The organism is Janthinobacterium sp. PSPC3-1 (genome assembly GCF_049896105.1).
GTDB lineage: Bacteria > Pseudomonadota > Gammaproteobacteria > Burkholderiales > Burkholderiaceae_D > Janthinobacterium.
Map to the genome: position 1 here is coordinate 207,840 of NZ_JAFCTQ010000004.1, position 16,036 is coordinate 223,875.

A 16,036-nucleotide genomic window follows, 5' to 3' on the forward strand; every position below is an offset into this window, starting at 1 on the left:
GCGCCAACTTGGTGCGTGGCGCAGTTTGATACATTACAGCAAGCAAGACGTTTCAGCGTTGCAGAACGGGGACTTTAAATATTTTTTAAGCAATTGCGCAGGCCGGGCGTCCATTGCCATGATTACGGAATGTAAATCGCGGAAACATGGCGCCAATCGGTGGCGGTGCGCACGCAGTGTCACGCGCTCGCACGCTCACGGTGCAACGGTGGCATGCCGCGTTTGCCTGAACATGTACGCCAGCGCGACCAGCACCAGCAGCAGTATGCCGGCCAGGAATCCCAGTGCGGCGGCATACAGGCCGAAGTGACCGGCCGCCAGCCCTGCCAGAATCGCCGGCAGGCTGAGCGCAAAATAACTGAAGGCGAAAAATCCGGACATCAGCTCGCCACGCTCTTCGGGCCGGGCCAGCCCGACCAGGCTGCGTAGCGACCCGTTGAAGCCGGCGCCAAAACCGGCGCCCATGATCGCCGTGCCGGCAAAATATGCCGCTGCCGAGTAGCCGGCGATGCCGGCCAGCGTGACCACCATGCCAGCGGCGAGCGTCGCGCTACCGCCGATCAGCACCGAACGCGGCGGATGTGTGCGGACGAGCAGGATGGCAGCCGCGCTGGTAAATACCAGTGCGGCAATCGCAGCGCCGCCCATCAGCGCGGAGTGGTCGCCGGTGACGATACGCGCCAGTGTGGGGCCGAGCGACAGGTAAAAACCACCGAGTGCCCACAGCGCCGTATTGACCGGCAACACCTGCCACAGCGTGGCGCGGGCCTGGTGGGGAATCGCAATCCTCGGCCACAGCGAGCGCCAGGCACCGACCCGGCGCAGGACCGTCTCGGGCAGGAACCAGACGGCGGCCATCTGCATCATGAAGACCAGCAGCAGCAACACGAACACGACCTTGGTCGGCGCCGGCGCAAACTGCGCCAGCGCGCCATGTACGCGATCGATGTCGATCAGCGTCGCGCTGAGCGCACTGGTGACCAAGCCCGTGGCCAGGCCTTGCAGGGCGCGCGCGCCGATCAGCGCGGCGACCGAACCGGCATCCAGGAACAGCGCGAGGGAAGCGAGCTCCAGGCCCAGTGCCAGCAGTATCACTTCGCGCCGGCCGCGGTAGTCCGACAGCGCGCCGAAGACCAGCAACGCGCCCAGCAGCGCGACAGCGTAGGTGGCGAACACGATCGTCAGGGTCAGCGCGGAAAATCCCCACGCCTGGCGATAGATGGCATACAGCGGCGACGGTGCGCTGGACGCGGCAAGAAAGCCGACCAGGATGCTGGCCAGCAGCCACAGCGAGGCACGCGGACTCAGTTGCCGGCGTGCCGGCTGGGCCGGGCCGATGGAAGAAACAGGGTTCATGACAGTCCGATTCGATACAAAAGCTAAAAATTAGCTTTTGTGAGAGTAGACACCAAATCGGCCACTAAAGCAAATAGTTTGCTTTAAAATGTGGGCATGAACTCACGAATAACTCCCCGCCCGGGCGGACGCAGCGCCCGCGTGCAGGCGGCGGTGCACCGGGCCGTGCAAGAACTTGATGCTGAAATGGCGCGGGCCGACCTCACGGTGCCGCTGATTGCGGAGCGCGCCGGCGTGACGCCCTCGACGATCTATCGGCGCTGGGGCAGCCTGGCTGACGTATTGTCCGACGTCGCGCTGGACCGCTTGCGCGCCGACGCCGCACCGCTGGAAACCGGCAGCGTGCGTGATGATCTGCAGGCGTGGGCGGAGCAATATCTGGATGAGATGACGTCGCCGGTCGGCCTGGCGATGATGCACGATGTGCTGGCCAGCAATCGGGCGGACATGAGTTGCCAGTGCAGCGTCCACGTGGCCGCGCAAATCAGGATCATCCTCGACCGTGGCATCGCCCGCCAGCAGCCCGTGCCGGAGGTGGACGCGGTGATGGACGCCGTGGTGGCGCCCATCATCTATCGCGCCCTGTTCAATGCCACGCCCGTGTCACGCGAGCAGGTGCGGGCAATGGTCGACAACTGCGTGGCGCAAGCGGCCGTTCAGTTCTGAGGATGCCGGAAAGCAAAGCGCGGAAACAGGGCGCCTAGCTGTGCCAGCGTGGCCGCCGCGGGGTAGCCGTGCAAGGCGGCGTTGACCAGATGGGCGTTGGTGCAGCCTTCGGCGCTGAACTGCTGCAGCACATAGTTGGTGACGCCTTTTTTTGCCAGCGTTTCAGCCAGTTCCAGCAGCGCCGCGTCGGGCAGCAGCGCGGGGTGGATGGTGGTGCGGCATTCGTGGGCCACACCGCTTTCCACGATGGCTTCCAGGCAGATGCGCGCCGGGTCGCCGCTGTTGGCCACGCCGGTAATCGCGCGATAGTGTGTAAAAGGGGCCTTGATATCGAAACCCACCCAGTCCACCAGCGGCAGCACTTCGCGCAGGCGCTGCGGGTAGATGCAGGCCGTATGCAGGCCCACCTTGAATCCCAGTTCCCGCACGGCGAGCATGGCGTGTTTCAAGGCCGGGTCCATGCACGCTTCGCCGCCGCTGAAGACCACCGCGTCGACCAGGCCCACGCGGCGGCGCAGCAGCGCCATCACGTCGGCCCATGGCGTCAGGGCGTCGCCGGAGCGCGGCTGCAGATGCGGATTGTGGCAATAGCCGCAGCGCCAGGGACAACCCTGCACGAACACCACGGCCGCCAGCTGGCCGGGATAGTCGGTGGCGGAGAACGGCGTGATGCCACCCACCTTGAGCTCCCTGGCCATTAGCGGCAGGTCAAAGGGCCCGAGACCGAGGCGCACGCTTCGCTGAAATACTGGCGCTCGTGGAATTCGCCCTGCTTGCCGATATTGAACGAGGCGACGGGGCGGTGATAGCCCATCACGCGGGTCCAGATTTCGCAGCGCTGGCGTTCGCTGTCGTCGAGTTCAATCGCGGGTGTCAGGTTGGGACGTGCGTTCATGGTGTTTCCTCCAGTATGGCGTTCAAATTGGCCTGCTTGCGGGCGATCAGCTCCGCATCGCAGGTGGGGCAAAACTCGTGTTTTCCGGCCAAGTAGCCGTGGCGCGGACAGATCGAAAAGGTGGGCGTGACGGTGATATACGGCAGAGAAAAGCGGCTCAATGCACGCTTGACCAGTTCGCGGCAGGCGTTGGCGTCCGATAGCGCTTCCGTCATGTACAGGTGCAGCACGGTGCCGCCCGTGTATTTGCGCTGCAGCGCGTCCTGCAATTCCAGCGCCTCGAACGGATCTTCGGTATGGCCGACCGGCAGCTGCGAGGAATTCGTGTAGTAGGGGTTGTCCACCGTGCCGGCCTGCAGGATGGCCGGATAGCGCTTGCGGTCTTCGCGCGCGAAGCGGTAGGTCGTGCCTTCGGCCGGCGTCGCCTCCAGGTTGTACATATGGCCCGTCTGCTCCTGGAACGCGATCATGCGTGCACGCACATGGTCGAGCAGGCGGATCGCCAGCGCATGACCCTCCTTGCTGGTGATGTCGTATTCGTTGCCGCTGAAATTGCGGATCATCTCGTTGATGCCATTCACGCCCAGGGTGGAAAAGTGATTGCGCAGGGTGCCCAGATAGCGTTTCGTGTACGGGAACAGGCCTTGCTGCATCAGGTCCTCGATGGTGGCGCGCTTGATTTCCAGGCTGGTCTTGCCCAGCTCCAGCAGGCGGTCCAGGTCGGCCAGCAAGGCCGCTTCGTCGCCGCGCCACAGATAGCCCAGGCGCGCGCAGTTGATGGTCACCACGCCCAGCGACCCTGTCTGCTCGGCCGAACCGAACAGGCCATTGCCGCGCTTGAGCAGCTCGCGCAGGTCCAGCTGCAGCCGACAGCACATGGAACGGATCATGTTCGGTTTCAGTTCCGAATTGATGAAATTCTGGAAGTAGGGCAGGCCATAGCGCGCCGTCATCTCGAACAGGCGTTCGGCGTTCTCGCTGTGCCAGTCGAAATCCTCGGTGATGTTGTAGGTCGGGATCGGGAAGGTGAACACGCGGCCCTTGGCGTCGCCTGCCATCATGATCTCGATATACGCGCGGTTGATCATGTCCATTTCAAGCTGCAGCTCGCCGTAGGAAAACGGCATTTCGACGCCGGCGACCACCGGTATCTGCTCGCGCAAATCTTCCGGGCAGACCCAGTCGAAGGTCAGGTTGGTGAACGGCGTTTGCGTGCCCCAGCGCGACGGCACGTTGAGGTTGTAGATCAGCTCCTGCATATACTGCAGCACGTCGGCATAGGCCAGGCCATCCTTGCGGATGAATGGCGCCATATAGGTGTCGAAGGAGCTGAAGGCCTGTGCCCCCGCCCACTCGTTCTGCAGGGTGCCGAGAAAATTGACGATCTGGCCGATGGCCGACGACATGTGTTTCGGCGGGCTCGACTCGACCTTGCCCGGCACGCCGTTCAGGCCTTCATGCAGCAGGGTGCGCAGCGACCAGCCGGCGCAGTAACCGGCCAGCATGTCGAGGTCGTGGATATGCAGCGCCGCCTCGCGGTGGGCCGCGCCCACTTCCGGCGGATAGACCTGGTCGAGCCAGTAGTTGGCGATCACCTTGCCCGACACATTGAGTATCAGGCCGCCCAGCGAATAGCCCTGGTTGGCGTTGGCGTTGACCCGCCAGTCGCGCCGTTCCAGGTACTCGTTGATGGATGCGGCGACGTCGACCTGGCCGTGTTTTTTCGACGCTGTGACGGGTAGTGCGCTAGCTGACATGAAACCTCCAATAACCACAACATGCGGTGTTTTATTGAAGGTTATCGACTAAATGTAGTGCCGTCAAAGGGCGCGTGCAAGCGATTGGCGGAACCTTGATCCAGGTGAAAATCGCGCAGCCATCACTTTTTGTCCCACCGCGTTTCGCGCAGGATCATGTACGTGGTGCCGAAGAATGCGCCGCCGCAGGCGACGATGCTGATGACGGAGGCGGGCAGCACATGGATCCAGATTTCGGCCGGCGAAAAGGTGCTCCAGCTGGCCACGCGGATATCAAACGTGATGTAGTTGGCCAGCAGCCAGTACGCGGCCAGGATGGCGGTGCAGATGGCGCTCTGGCGCAGCAGCGGCACCTGGCGGCGCGCAAACACGGCCAGCAGGAACAGCAGCACCACGCCCGGATACACGCCCAGAATCTCGGGCGAAAACATGTGCGTGCTGTTGATGTCATGGCCTTCGACGGGCGACGCCCATTGCACTTGCAGCGCGGTCAGGAACAGGGTCAGGAGCAGTATCAGCAGGGGTTTGCGGGTCATGGCGATGGCTGGAATGAATAGGAGTTAGGCACGATGGCAGTGCCGCATTCTACAGCGCAAGGAGGGGTGCCGATGCATGCATTCCTTCACCTGCGTCAAGGACTCCCCACATGGCGCGGGGCTATAGTCTCGACCCTGAGCCGATACAGAAAGTCCCCATCATGAAGCTTGAACATTCCACCGCCCAGCGCGTGGCCGGACCGCTGGAACTGGTCTGCCCGGCCGGCAGCCTGCCGGCCCTGAAAGCGGCGGTCGACAATGGCGCCGACACCGTCTACCTCGGCTTTCGCGACGCCACCAATGCGCGCAATTTCGCCGGTCTCAATTTCGACGAAAAGGCGATTGCCGAAGGCGTGCACTACGCCCACCAGCACGGCCGCAAGGTGCTGCTGGCGCTGAATACCTATCCGCAGCCGCACAACTGGATGGTCTGGCGCAGCGCCATCGACCGCGCGGCGGACGCAGGCCTGAACGCCATTATCGTTGCCGATCCGGGGCTGATGGCGTACGCGTCGCAGCATCATCCGCAGCTGCGGCTGCACCTGTCGGTGCAGGGCTCGGCCACCAACTACGAAGCGATCAATTTTTATCACGAACACTTCGGCGTCTCGCGCGCCGTGCTGCCGCGCGTGCTGTCGATGACGCAGGTGGAACAGCTGATCGCCAAGACGCCGGTCGAGATCGAAGTATTCGGTTTCGGCAGCCTGTGCGTGATGGTCGAAGGGCGCTGCGCGCTGTCGTCGTATGCGACCGGCGAAGCGCCCAATACCCACGGCGTGTGTTCTCCCGCCAAGGCCGTGCGCTGGGTGGAAACCGCAGGCGGCCTGGAGTCGCGCCTGAACGGCGTGCTGATCGACCGTTACGCCCCCGGCGAAAACGCCAGCTATCCGACCCTGTGCAAGGGCCGTTTCGACGTCGACGGCGAACAGTATTACGCCATCGAGGAACCGGCCAGCCTGAACACGCTGGCGCTGCTGCCGCAGCTGATCGCCATGGGCGTCAAGGCGGTCAAAATCGAAGGCCGCCAGCGCAGCCCCGCCTATGTGGCGCAGGTGACGCGCGTCTGGCGCGACGCGATTGACGCGTGCCGGGAAGGGCAGCAGCGCTACGCCGTCAAGCCGGGCTGGATGGCGGCGATGGACAAGCTGGCCGAGGGCCAGCAGCACACTTTGGGCGCCTATCACCGCTCCTGGAAATAAGAAAACCTGCTGCGCGACCCGGGGCGCGGCCTGCGATGCTCACTGTGCTCAAGCACAGCTGCGCTTCTCGGCCACGCCGCGAGCCGCTCGCTACGGTTGTGTAACTATAAAATGAAGGAACAGGTATGCTAAAACTGTCACTGGGACCGCTGCTCTATTATTGGCCGCGCGCCACCGTCTTCGAGTTCTACCAGCAGGTCGCCGACACCGCCGTCGATATCGTCTACCTGGGCGAGACGGTCTGTTCGCGCCGCCATGAACTGCGCCTCTCGGACTGGCTCGATATCGCCGACCTGCTGGCAGCCGCCGGCAAGGAAGTGGTGCTGTCGACCCAGGCCCTGATCGAATCCGGCGCCGAGCTGGCTACCCTGCGCCGCATCGCCGGCAATGGACGCTATGCGGTCGAGGCGAACGACTTCGGCGCCGTGCACTGCCTGGAAAAGGGTCAACCCTTCGTCGCCGGCCCCCACCTGAACCTGTTCAACGGCCCCAGCCTGCAACTGCTGGCCGGCCTCGGCGCGCGGCGCTGGGTGATGCCGCTGGAAATGAGCCAGGATGCATTGGCCGAACTGCAGCGCCAGGCGCCGGACGGCATCGAGACCGAAGTGTTTTCGTATGGCCGCATGCCGCTGGCGTTTTCCGCGCGCTGCTTCACGGCGCGCAACCGCAACCTGCCCAAAGACGACTGCCAGTACAGCTGCCTGCAGGAGCCCGACGGCCTGTTGCTGCGCACGCGCGATGCGCAGCCCTTCCTGGTCCTGAACGGCACGCAGACGCAGTCGGCGCTGGTGTATAACCTGGTGCGCGAACTGGGTGCGATGGCCGCGCTGGGCGTGGGCGTGGCCCGCCTCAGCCCGCAGGAACACCATACGGTGGAAGTGATCGCCATCTTCAACCAGGCCCGGCGTGGCCTGCTTTCCGCCGGCGACGCGCAGGCGCAACTGGCGGCCTGCCATGCGGCCGGTACATGCGACGGCTACTGGCATGGCCAGCCGGGCATGCACAGCCAGGCGCATGCGCTTCACGAAGCGCTCCATTGAACCTCACGGGAATCACATGCTGAACACGATAGAAACACTGCCGCCATTCCGGCTGCCGGTGCCCTTGGCCGCGCTGCTGGCCAGGCTGCCGCCATACCCCGCTTCCTGGGCCTTCGTGCAGGGCCTGAACCGCCTGCTGGCGCCGCAATTGCCCGGCGATGTGTGCGCGCTGTTACAAGGACGCAGTCTGCGCCTGCGCGTGCTCGACGCCGGTGTGGCGGTGGATTTTTGCTGGCAGGGAGGGCAGTTCGCGCCGGCCCGCCATGGCCAGGCGCCCGACCTGACCATCGGCGCCAGCGCGCATGATTTGCTGCTGCTGGCGCGGCGCCAGGAAGACCCGGACACCCTGTTCTTCAGCCGCCGCCTGTTGCTCGAAGGCGATACGGAGCTGGGCCTGCTGTTCAAGAACACGCTCGATGCGCTGGAATTGCCACCGTTCGACATGCAGTCGCTGCATCCGCGCCGCGTGCTGGCGCAGCTGTGCGGGAAGGTAGAAAAAACTTAGCTGCGGTGGCAGTGGCCGCAGGCGCCGGTGCAGGGAATCGGTGCCTGCGCCTGTGCCATCTCGCCGATAAAGCCGGCGCCGTTGACGGCATCGATCACGGCGGCCAGCAGGCCCTCCTGCGCGGCCACCGTTTCGTCGAACTGTACCGTGGCGTCATTGCGCGCCAGCGATACGCACACCGTTTCGACTCCCTTGATATTTTCCAGTACTTCCGTCAGTGCGTCGGCGCAGCCCTCATGGTCCATGCCGGTAATTGTCAATCGCGCTGTTTGCATCGCTTCCCTCTTGCTTTTCAGATAAAAAAACAGCGTAGGCGAGGGCGCCATGCTCCGTCCAGAGCAGCGCGCCCGGTTTGTTTGCTTTTTCACGATTCCTTGATCTGCATCCAATCAGCGCTGCTTTGTGACGCCTCTGCCACCCGGTTCAACCGTGCAGGCTGGCGTGGACATCCTTGCCTATAATTGCTATTGTGAAAGTAAAAACATGGCCATCCCGTGCTTTCGCTTTTTTATGGACAGGACACCACATGGGCCCCACCGCTGTATTTTTATTAACCGCCAGTGCCATGGCGCTGGCGCTCCCCGCGCAGGCACAGCATGTCAGCTTTGACGAAGCGCTGCGGCAGGCGGCCGGCGCTTCGGGCGCCGTGCAGGGCGCCTCGCTGGACGTGCGCGCCAAGACCCTGAAAGCGCAGGCCCTGTCGAATATCGACGGCCCCTCGCTGGACCTGACGGCCTTTCGCGGCCGGCTGTCGACCGACCTGAGTCTCGATACCCGCCGCCTCTCCGGCGTGGCGGGCGGCATCGGCGCGGCGCTGCCGAACTTGCCTATACCGGAAATCCCGAACTCGCTGGACCGCGAAGTGGTGACCAATCTCACTTCGTTCGGCCTGGTCGGCATGTGGCCGATCTACACGGCGGGGCGCCTCGACGCCGTCAAGGGCGTGGCGGCCGGCATGGCGCAGGAGGCCGATGCCGAGCGGGTCGAAGCCGAGGAAAAACTCACTACCCAGGTGGCGCAGCGCTATTTCCAGCTGCTGCTGGCGCAACGGGTGGTGGCCGTGCGCGCCGAAGTGACGGCGGGCGTGACAGAACACCAGCGCGACGCGGCCAGGCTGGAAAAGGGCGGCCTGATCTCGCGCGCCGAACGCCTGCGCGCCGACGTGGCGCTCGACGGTGCGCGCAGCGAGGAAGCGCAGGCGCGCAGCGACGCGGAAATCGCGCAAGTGGCGCTGGACCGGCTGCTGAACACGGGCGCCCAGGTGCGCCCCGCCACGCCGCTGTTCGTCAACTCGCTGCCGGTGGGCAGCCTGCAATCGTTCATCGACACCGGCATGCGCGAGAACGCGGCCTGGAAAAAGATCGCCAGCAAACGCTTTCAATCGGAACAGGCGCTGCGCCTGCACGGCAAGGAGTACAGCCCCACCGTGTTCGCCGTCGGTAACTACAATCTGAACCGGGGCGGCGAACGGGTGGTGCGCTCGAACTGGGCGGTCGGCGTGGTGGTCTCGGTCCCGCTGGTACATCGCATCAATACGGGCAAGCTGATCGAAGCGGCAAAACTGGACCAGGAGCGGGTGGAAGTGACGGCGCGCCAGGCCGGACGCGATATTCCCACCCTGATCGAAAAGAACTGGCGCACGGTGGAAAACGCGCGCATCCAGTTCCTCGCCACCACGTCTTCAGTGGAGCTGGCCCGTGAAAATATCCGCCTGCAGACGGTCGCCTTCCAGCAGGGGCAGGTGACGTCGCTGGAAGTAGTCGATGCGCGCCTGAACCTGGCGAAGATCGAAACCCAGCGCGCACAGACCGCCTACAACTATGTGCTGGGCCTGGCGCAGCTGCTGGAAGCGGCCGGCGAGACGCAGCGCCTGGGCAGCCTGGCGGCATCGGCCGACATACACTTACCTCTGGATACCGCACCATGAGCACCTTCAAGAAACAGCTGGCCGCGCTGCTCGGCATCATCGTGTTGATCTTTGTCGCCTGGGGCTTGTACCAGGCTTTCCTGCCGCAGCGCCTGCCCTTGCAGGGGCAGATGGATGCGCAGGAAGTCAATGTCTCGTCCAAGGTGGCGGGCCGGGTCGGCCAGGTCAATGTGAAACTGGGCGACACCGTCAGCCAGGGCCAGCTGCTGTTCCAGCTGACCAGCCCCGAAGTGGACGCCAAGGTGGCGCAGGCCACCGCCGCCGCGCAGGCGGCCGACGCCGTGGCGCAGAAAGCGCAGGCCGGCGCGCGGCCCGAGGAGGTGCGGGCGGCAAAAGCCAACTGGCAGCGCGCGCAGACCGGCGCCGCCATCGCCAGGACCACGTACGACAGGGTCAATAACATGTTCGCGGAAGGCGTGATCGCGCGCCAGAAGCGCGACGAGGCCGAAGCCCAGTGGCGCGCCGCCGAGCAGCAGGCGCAGGCCGCGCGCGCCCAGTACGACATGGCCAATGCGGGCGCGCGGCCCGAGGACAAGAATGCCGCCAACGCCCAGGCGCGCCAGGTGGGCGCCGTGCTGACGGAAGCGCAGGTGGCGCTGGCGGAGACCAAAATCGCCGCGCCCGTGGCCGGCCAGGTCAGCAAGATCCAGATCCAGCCCGGCGAGCTGGCACCGCAGGGCTTTCCCGTGATGACCCTGGTCAACCTGGCTGACGCCTGGGCCGTGCTGCAGGTGCGCGAAGACGAGATGGCGGCGTTCGCCGTGGGCAGCACGCACACGGCCAATGTGCCGGCGCTGAGACAGCAGCTGACCTTCAAGGTCAGCTCGGTGGCCGTGATGCCGGACTTTGCCACCTGGCGCGCGGCGCGCCCGGGCGGCACCGACTTGCGCACCTTCGAGATCCGCCTGCGTCCGGCCATCAGGGTCGAGGGCCTGCGTCCCGGCATGTCGGTCGTGTTTCCACCGCTGTGAACCGGCATGACTGAAGCGATCAGGCAGCAGCCGTCGGCGCTGGCGCGCGAGTGGACGCGGCTGCGCGCCGACTTCTGGGACTTCGGCATGCTGAGCTGGATACCGCTGCTGCTGTGCGGCCTGTTGTGGTGGATTTTTTCGGCCGGCATCGCGCGCGACCTGCCGATCGTCGTCATCGACCGCGACAACTCGGCGTTGTCGCGCCAGCTCACGCGCTGGCTCGACGCCTCGCCCGGCGTCCTGGTCGCGGCCAAGGTGGGTTCCAGCGACCAGGCATTGGCGCTGCTGCGCGAGCGGTCGGCGTTTGGCTACCTGGTGATACCCGACGGCTTTGAAAAAGAGCTGTCGCAAGGGCGCCAGGCTACCGTGCAATGGCTGTACAACGCGCAGTTTTCCTCGCATGCGGGCGCGCTGTTGCGCGACGTGCGCACGGTGTCGACCACCTTGTCGGCCGGCGTCGAGATGACGGCGCGCGGCAAGAAGGGCGTATCCGGCGTGCAGGCGGCCGCCCAGTTCGAGCCGGTGCGCACGCAGTTGAACAGCCTGTATAACGAGAACATCAGCTATGAGGCGTTTTTGACCCTGGCGCTGATGCCGTCCATGCTGCAGATCTTTATCGTGATCGCGGTGGTGACCACGGTCGGGCGCGAACTGCGCGACGGCACCGTGCCGCAATGGCTGGCCTCCGCCAGGGGCAGCTGGTGGCGCGCGGTGGGCGCCAAGCTGCTGTTTCCCCTGCTCGCGTATGCGGCGCTGGCGCTGCTGTACCTGCTGTTTTTCAGCCTGGTGCGCGGCTGGGCGGTGGCCGGCAGCTTGCCCGGCCTGGTGCTGGGCATGCTGCTGCTGGTGCTGGCGTATTGCGCCCTGGGCCTGCTGCTGATCGCGTCCACTTTGTCGCTGCGCCTGTCGCTGTCCGGTACGGCCTTTATTACCGCGCCGGCGTTTGCGTTTGCCGGCCAGGCCTTTCCGCTGATGGCGATGCCGCCGGCGGCGCGCGCCTGGGCGCAAGCGCTGCCGCTCACGCATTACCTGGAAGTGCAGACGACGTACTGGCTGGGCGGCGCGCCGTGGCGCTATGGCACGGCGCAGCTGCTGGTGCTGGCCGGCTTTGCCATCGGCTGCGGCGCACTGGGCTTGCTGCTGCTGGCGCGCCGCGCCAATGCGCCCGCTGCCTGGGGGCGTACATGATGTGGACGTCCTTCCTTGCCACCTGGCGCGCCATGCTGATGGACAAGGGCGCCTTGACCCTGCTGTTCGTCGGCGGTGTTTTATATTCCTTCTTCTATCCGCTGCCGTATACCAAAGAGATCGTGCAGCGCGTGCCGGTGGCCGTGGTCGACCAGGACCGGAGCAGCATGTCGCGCCAGATGACGCGCTTTGCCATGGCCCATCCGGCCTTGCAAGTGGTGGCCGTCACCCCCGAGCTGCACGCCGCCCAGGACCTGCTGTGGCGCGGTGACGTCATGGGCGTATTGATCATCCCCGAAGGCTTGCAGACGAAGGTGCTGGCCGGCCGCGCGGCGCAGGCCCAAGTGGCTGGCAACGGCTTGTACCTGATGCTCAACAAGGTGGCCCTGAACGGCCTGGCCGAAGTGGTGGGCACGGTCTCTGCCGGCATCGAACTGAAACGCCTGGCGGCCGCCACGCCATCGAACTACCAGGCGAGCGGCCAGCGCGCGCCAATCGCGTTCGACGCCGTGCCTTTGTTCAATGTGAAGGAGGGCTATGGCGCCTACGTGGTGCCGGGCGTGGCCACCCTGATCGTGCAGCAGACGCTGTTGATCGGCATGACCATGTTGTTCGGCACCTGGTACCAGCGCAAGACGTTTCCCTTGCCCGGCCCGCGCACGGCAAGGGGCTACTTGGGCATGCTGCTGGCGTTCGCCTCGGTGGCTTTTCTGAATTGCTGCTATTTCTTCGGCTTCGTGTTCTGGTTCCAGGACTATCCGCGCGGCGGCAATTTTGCCGGCCTGCTGCTGTTGCTGCCGCTATTTTCGCTGACGGTGGCGGCCTTCGGCATGCTGCTGGCGATGCTGTTTCGCACGCGTGAGCGGGGCACGCAGCTGATGATCGCCACCTCGATGCCGGTCCTGTTCCTGGCCGGCCTGACCTGGCCCGTCAGCTCGATGCCGGTTGTGCTGCAATGGCTGCGCTGGCTGCTGCCATCGACGGCCGGCATCCAGGGTTTTGTCGCGCTGAACCAGATGGGCGCCTCGGTCTACGAAATACGCCATGAAGTGGCTGGGCTGCTGGGCTTGCTGGCAGCCTGCCTGGCGCTGGGATGGCGGCGCTGGCGCATGGAAGAAAAAACCAGCTGACCGGGCTTTATTTTTGGCGGGCAGATGGTACGATCAATGGCCGATCAATCATCTTTGCGAGGATAGCCATGCCAGTTAACCCGTCCCTTACAACTTCCCCTGGAACCGTCCAGCCGGCGCCGGACCAATCCTTGGGCTTCGATGCCGACTCCCCCATCAGCCAGGGCACGGCGCAGGCTTTCGCCGGCCAGGGTTACCGTTTTTGCGTACGCTACCTGTCCCTGCAGGCAAGCACCGCCCCGGGCGACCTGACGGCAGCCGAAGCGCAAGGCATCCTCGAAGGCGGCCTGGCGCTGATGCCAGTGCAGCATGTGCTGGAGCCGGGCTGGACGCCCACGGCGCAGCTGGGCGAGGAACACGGCGCCAACGCCGCGGCCCAGGCGCTGGCCATCGGCGTGCCGCCGCAAGTCAATGTCTGGCTGGACCTCGAAGGCGTCAACGCCGGGGCGACTCCACAGGACGTGATCGCTTACTGCACCAGCTGGTTCCAGGAGGTGTCGGTGAAGGACTACTTGCCGGGACTGTATGTCGGCGCCAATTGCGGCCTGGACGGCCAGCACCTGTACGACCTGCCGTTCCAGCACTACTGGCATTCGGAAAACACCGTGCCGGCAATTCCCGGCCGCGGCTACCAGATGATGCAAAAGCCGCAGTCCGGTATCGTCAATGGGCTGTCGATCGATGTCGATACCACCATGGTGGATGAGTTGGGCGGCGTGCCGCAGTGGTGGGCCAGGGCGGGCTGAACGGCCTTCCATCCGAACAGTGCTTCTTGGCGTGTTGTGCAATAATTTCATTTCCTTAACGGAAGAATATTGCCATGTCGCCTTTCAATCTGTTCCAGCGCCTCTCGCAAGCCCCCACCAAACCCAAGGCGGCGCCCGCCGCGCGGCAGTTCGACGTGGCGGACCTGTACCAGGGGCCGGTGGCGCTGAGCGGGGAGGGTGAGAGTACGGCGCGGCCGTTTGACGAGAAGCTGCGCCAGGCCTATTTCTGGATCGTCAACCACGCCATTATCAGCCCCCATTACGATATCGAATACAACGACGGGCCGTCGCAAACCTATATGGTGGGCGACAGCCGGCGCACCCTGAATCTGCCGTCGGCGCAAAGCTATTCGAGTTTTATCCTGCTGCCGCTGCTGACGTTTGCCACGCGCCGCAAGTGCCTGTTTGTCGGTGGGCCGGGGCGCGGCAAGACGGCCAGCGCCTTGCTGATGGGAGTCCTGGCTGGATCATCGGTGAAAGAAGTGAAACGCGCGATGCAGCATGGCCATCCGCAGATGACGATCGCCGATTTGCTGGGCAACCCGCTGCCCGCCGACCTGGTCAACGCGCAAAGCATGGACGAGATCCGCATCGCCTGGCGTGCCTGGCTGGGCATGCGCGTGAAAATCGTCGACGAATACAACCGCATCCCCACGCGTACGCAAAGCGCGCTGCTGACCGTGATGGGCGACAATTACGCGGAAGTGCTGAACCATATCTACGAATGTCCGGAAGCTGCCTGGTATCTGACGGCCAACGACGACCAGGGCGGCGGCACCTACCAGGTGATCGAGGCGCTGCGCGACCGGGTCGACGTCACCGTGCAGGCGCTGGCCTTCAACCCCCGCTTCCTGAACGAACTGCTGCTGCGCGTGGAAGAAAACGTGCGGCCCGAGGAGCTGGTGCCGCCCGATATCATCTTCACGGAAAGCGAAGTGGACCAGATCGGCAACGATATCCGCCAGGTGGCAGTGCCCGACGCCGTGCGCCGCCGGCTGGAATTTTTCGCCAGCCAGTTCGAGCTGTTCGAGACGGCCGGCGGCCAGTTCGAATACATGACCAAGGATACGGCGCGCCTGTCCGGCGCCGACCGCAACGCCGCGCAGGCGGCCGACAACGGGCGCGACCGCCTGAAGGACCTCGGTTGCCAGACCTTGAACGGCATCTCGGTGCGCACCCTGATGGCGCTGCTGATCTACGCCAAGGCCATGGCTTATTTTCGCGGCAATGGCGAAGTGGCGCTGGAAGACCTGCGCCAGGTGCTGCCGTTCGTGCTGCACAACAAGCTGCAGCCGGACCTCGACGCGCCGTTCTTTGCGCTGCCCGAAAACGCCGCCTACCGCAGCGACAGGCTGGGCTGGCTGCGCCGGCTGTTCGACCTGTCCAACGATGAATTCAACCGCCTGGACCTGGACCGCGACGATCCGGTCGGCGTGCTGTCCGCCGAATTCGACCTCGGTCTCGATGGCCTGAGCGAGCGCGATACGCTGGCGCGCCTGAACCGCATCGAAAAGCTGATCGGCGAACGGACCAAGGGACGCAAGCTATACGGCCCGCTGTACGACGACCTGCTGAAACTGAAATACCTGCACCAGCGCTACACCAATTACCGCACGTGGCTGCGTTCGCAATGAGCTTCGATTATTGCCAGGGATTTCTTGACGCGCTGGCGCTGCTCAACTCCGAGGCGAGCGACCTGTGCGCCAGTTACGAGATCGTGCGCCTGCCCGACGCGCCCGATCTCGCCACGGCGCTCGGCCTGCGCGTGGAAGACCATGCGCTGAACCAGATCAGTCCCTCGCGCGAACTGTCTGCGCCGCTGTGGCAGATCGCCACCACGCCGATGCCGCGCGCGCAGTTGCAGCAGGTGTGCCAGCGCTGGTTTTTTTCGTCGCAGCACATGCAGGTGGCACCTGCCGGCCAGTTTCGCACCAATCTGGCCGCGGCGTTTCTGGAAGCGCTGGACCAGGCGCTGGACGGCTTCGACGCTCATTCGGTGACCATGGCGCCGCCCATGTGGTATGCCATCCATTGGGACGAGATCGCGTTTGTGCGTGGCGCCGAACGCTATCTGCTGCATTTTTCGCATAGTGATTAAG

At 64.7% G+C, this 16,036-nt stretch carries 17 protein-coding genes; 11 read left to right on the forward strand and 6 right to left on the reverse strand.

Annotated features, from left to right (window positions below):
- Positions 1-195 precede the first annotated feature (195 nt).
- Complete coding sequence (locus tag ACP7B7_RS07095) at positions 196-1,356, reverse strand: MFS transporter (protein ID WP_426076182.1); 1,161 nt, start codon at positions 1,354-1,356, stop codon at positions 196-198.
- 96 nt (positions 1,357-1,452) lie between these two features.
- Between ACP7B7_RS07095 and ACP7B7_RS07100 the strand changes: the two genes are divergently transcribed.
- Positions 1,453-2,022 (forward strand): TetR/AcrR family transcriptional regulator C-terminal ligand-binding domain-containing protein, encoded by a 570-nt coding sequence (locus ACP7B7_RS07100; RefSeq protein ID WP_426076183.1) that lies wholly within the window; start codon positions 1,453-1,455, stop codon positions 2,020-2,022.
- Here ACP7B7_RS07100 and ACP7B7_RS07105 read toward each other — a convergent pair.
- From ACP7B7_RS07105 to ACP7B7_RS07120, 4 genes are all read right to left on the reverse strand, one after another.
- Positions 2,013-2,720, reverse strand: coding sequence for an anaerobic ribonucleoside-triphosphate reductase activating protein (locus tag ACP7B7_RS07105; RefSeq protein WP_426076184.1), 708 nt, complete (start codon positions 2,718-2,720; stop codon positions 2,013-2,015). The two genes, ACP7B7_RS07100 and ACP7B7_RS07105, sit on opposite strands and share 10 nt — an antisense overlap.
- Complete coding sequence (gene nrdD / locus ACP7B7_RS07110) at positions 2,720-2,917, reverse strand: anaerobic ribonucleoside-triphosphate reductase (RefSeq protein WP_308922021.1); 198 nt, start codon at positions 2,915-2,917, stop codon at positions 2,720-2,722. Before nrdD ends, ACP7B7_RS07105 begins: the two co-directional genes overlap by 1 nt.
- Positions 2,914-4,674: a ribonucleoside triphosphate reductase gene (locus ACP7B7_RS07115; RefSeq protein ID WP_426076185.1), complete on the reverse strand. Its 1,761-nt coding sequence runs from the start codon at positions 4,672-4,674 to the stop codon at positions 2,914-2,916. Before ACP7B7_RS07115 ends, nrdD begins: the two co-directional genes overlap by 4 nt.
- Before the next feature lie 122 nt (positions 4,675-4,796).
- Complete coding sequence (locus tag ACP7B7_RS07120; protein WP_308922019.1) at positions 4,797-5,210, reverse strand: hypothetical protein; 414 nt, start codon at positions 5,208-5,210, stop codon at positions 4,797-4,799.
- Between the two features lie 161 nt (positions 5,211-5,371).
- On the opposite strand from ACP7B7_RS07120, the gene ubiU reads away from it, so the two are divergent.
- From ubiU to ubiT, 3 genes are all read left to right on the forward strand, one after another.
- Positions 5,372-6,409, forward strand: a complete 1,038-nt coding sequence (gene ubiU, locus ACP7B7_RS07125) for a ubiquinone anaerobic biosynthesis protein UbiU (protein ID WP_426076186.1) — start codon at positions 5,372-5,374, stop codon at positions 6,407-6,409.
- Between the two features lie 125 nt (positions 6,410-6,534).
- A complete protein-coding gene (locus ACP7B7_RS07130; protein WP_426076187.1) occupies positions 6,535-7,449 on the forward strand; it encodes a U32 family peptidase in 915 nt (304 codons plus the stop codon).
- A 16-nt stretch (positions 7,450-7,465) separates the two neighbouring features.
- The gene (gene ubiT, locus ACP7B7_RS07135) at positions 7,466-7,954 is read left to right on the forward strand and encodes a ubiquinone anaerobic biosynthesis accessory factor UbiT (RefSeq protein WP_426076188.1); all 489 of its coding nucleotides are present in this window, start codon (positions 7,466-7,468) and stop codon (positions 7,952-7,954) included.
- On the opposite strand, the gene ACP7B7_RS07140 is transcribed toward ubiT, so the two are convergent.
- Entirely contained in the window at positions 7,951-8,280 is a 330-nt protein-coding gene (locus ACP7B7_RS07140; protein WP_426076189.1) for a heavy-metal-associated domain-containing protein, read from the reverse strand. The genes ubiT and ACP7B7_RS07140 overlap by 4 nt on opposite strands.
- A gap of 200 nt (positions 8,281-8,480) precedes the next feature.
- Here ACP7B7_RS07140 and ACP7B7_RS07145 point away from each other — a divergent pair, with 200 nt between their 5' ends.
- The 7 genes from ACP7B7_RS07145 (at position 8,481) to ACP7B7_RS07175 (ending at position 16,035) form a co-directional block, all read left to right on the forward strand.
- Entirely contained in the window at positions 8,481-9,881 is a 1,401-nt protein-coding gene (locus ACP7B7_RS07145) for a TolC family protein (protein WP_426076190.1), read from the forward strand.
- Positions 9,878-10,852 (forward strand): HlyD family secretion protein, encoded by a 975-nt coding sequence (locus ACP7B7_RS07150; RefSeq protein WP_426076191.1) that lies wholly within the window; start codon positions 9,878-9,880, stop codon positions 10,850-10,852. The genes ACP7B7_RS07145 and ACP7B7_RS07150 overlap by 4 nt, the downstream gene beginning before the upstream one ends.
- 6 nt (positions 10,853-10,858) lie before the next feature.
- Complete coding sequence (locus ACP7B7_RS07155) at positions 10,859-12,040, forward strand: ABC transporter permease (RefSeq protein ID WP_426076192.1); 1,182 nt, start codon at positions 10,859-10,861, stop codon at positions 12,038-12,040.
- Positions 12,037-13,170, forward strand: coding sequence for an ABC transporter permease (locus ACP7B7_RS07160; protein WP_426076193.1), 1,134 nt, complete (start codon positions 12,037-12,039; stop codon positions 13,168-13,170). Before ACP7B7_RS07155 ends, ACP7B7_RS07160 begins: the two co-directional genes overlap by 4 nt.
- Before the next feature lie 131 nt (positions 13,171-13,301).
- Positions 13,302-13,916, forward strand: a complete 615-nt coding sequence (locus ACP7B7_RS07165) for a DUF1906 domain-containing protein (RefSeq protein WP_426076194.1) — start codon at positions 13,302-13,304, stop codon at positions 13,914-13,916.
- Positions 13,917-13,990: 74 nt separating this feature from the next.
- On the forward strand, positions 13,991-15,571 hold the full coding sequence (locus ACP7B7_RS07170; protein ID WP_426076195.1) for an AAA family ATPase: 1,581 nt from the start codon (positions 13,991-13,993) through the stop codon (positions 15,569-15,571).
- Positions 15,568-16,035 carry a hypothetical protein gene (locus ACP7B7_RS07175; protein WP_426076196.1) on the forward strand — a complete coding sequence of 156 codons (468 nt, stop codon included), beginning with the start codon at positions 15,568-15,570 and terminating at the stop codon, positions 16,033-16,035. Before ACP7B7_RS07170 ends, ACP7B7_RS07175 begins: the two co-directional genes overlap by 4 nt.
- The last annotated feature ends 1 nt before the right edge of the window (position 16,036 follow it).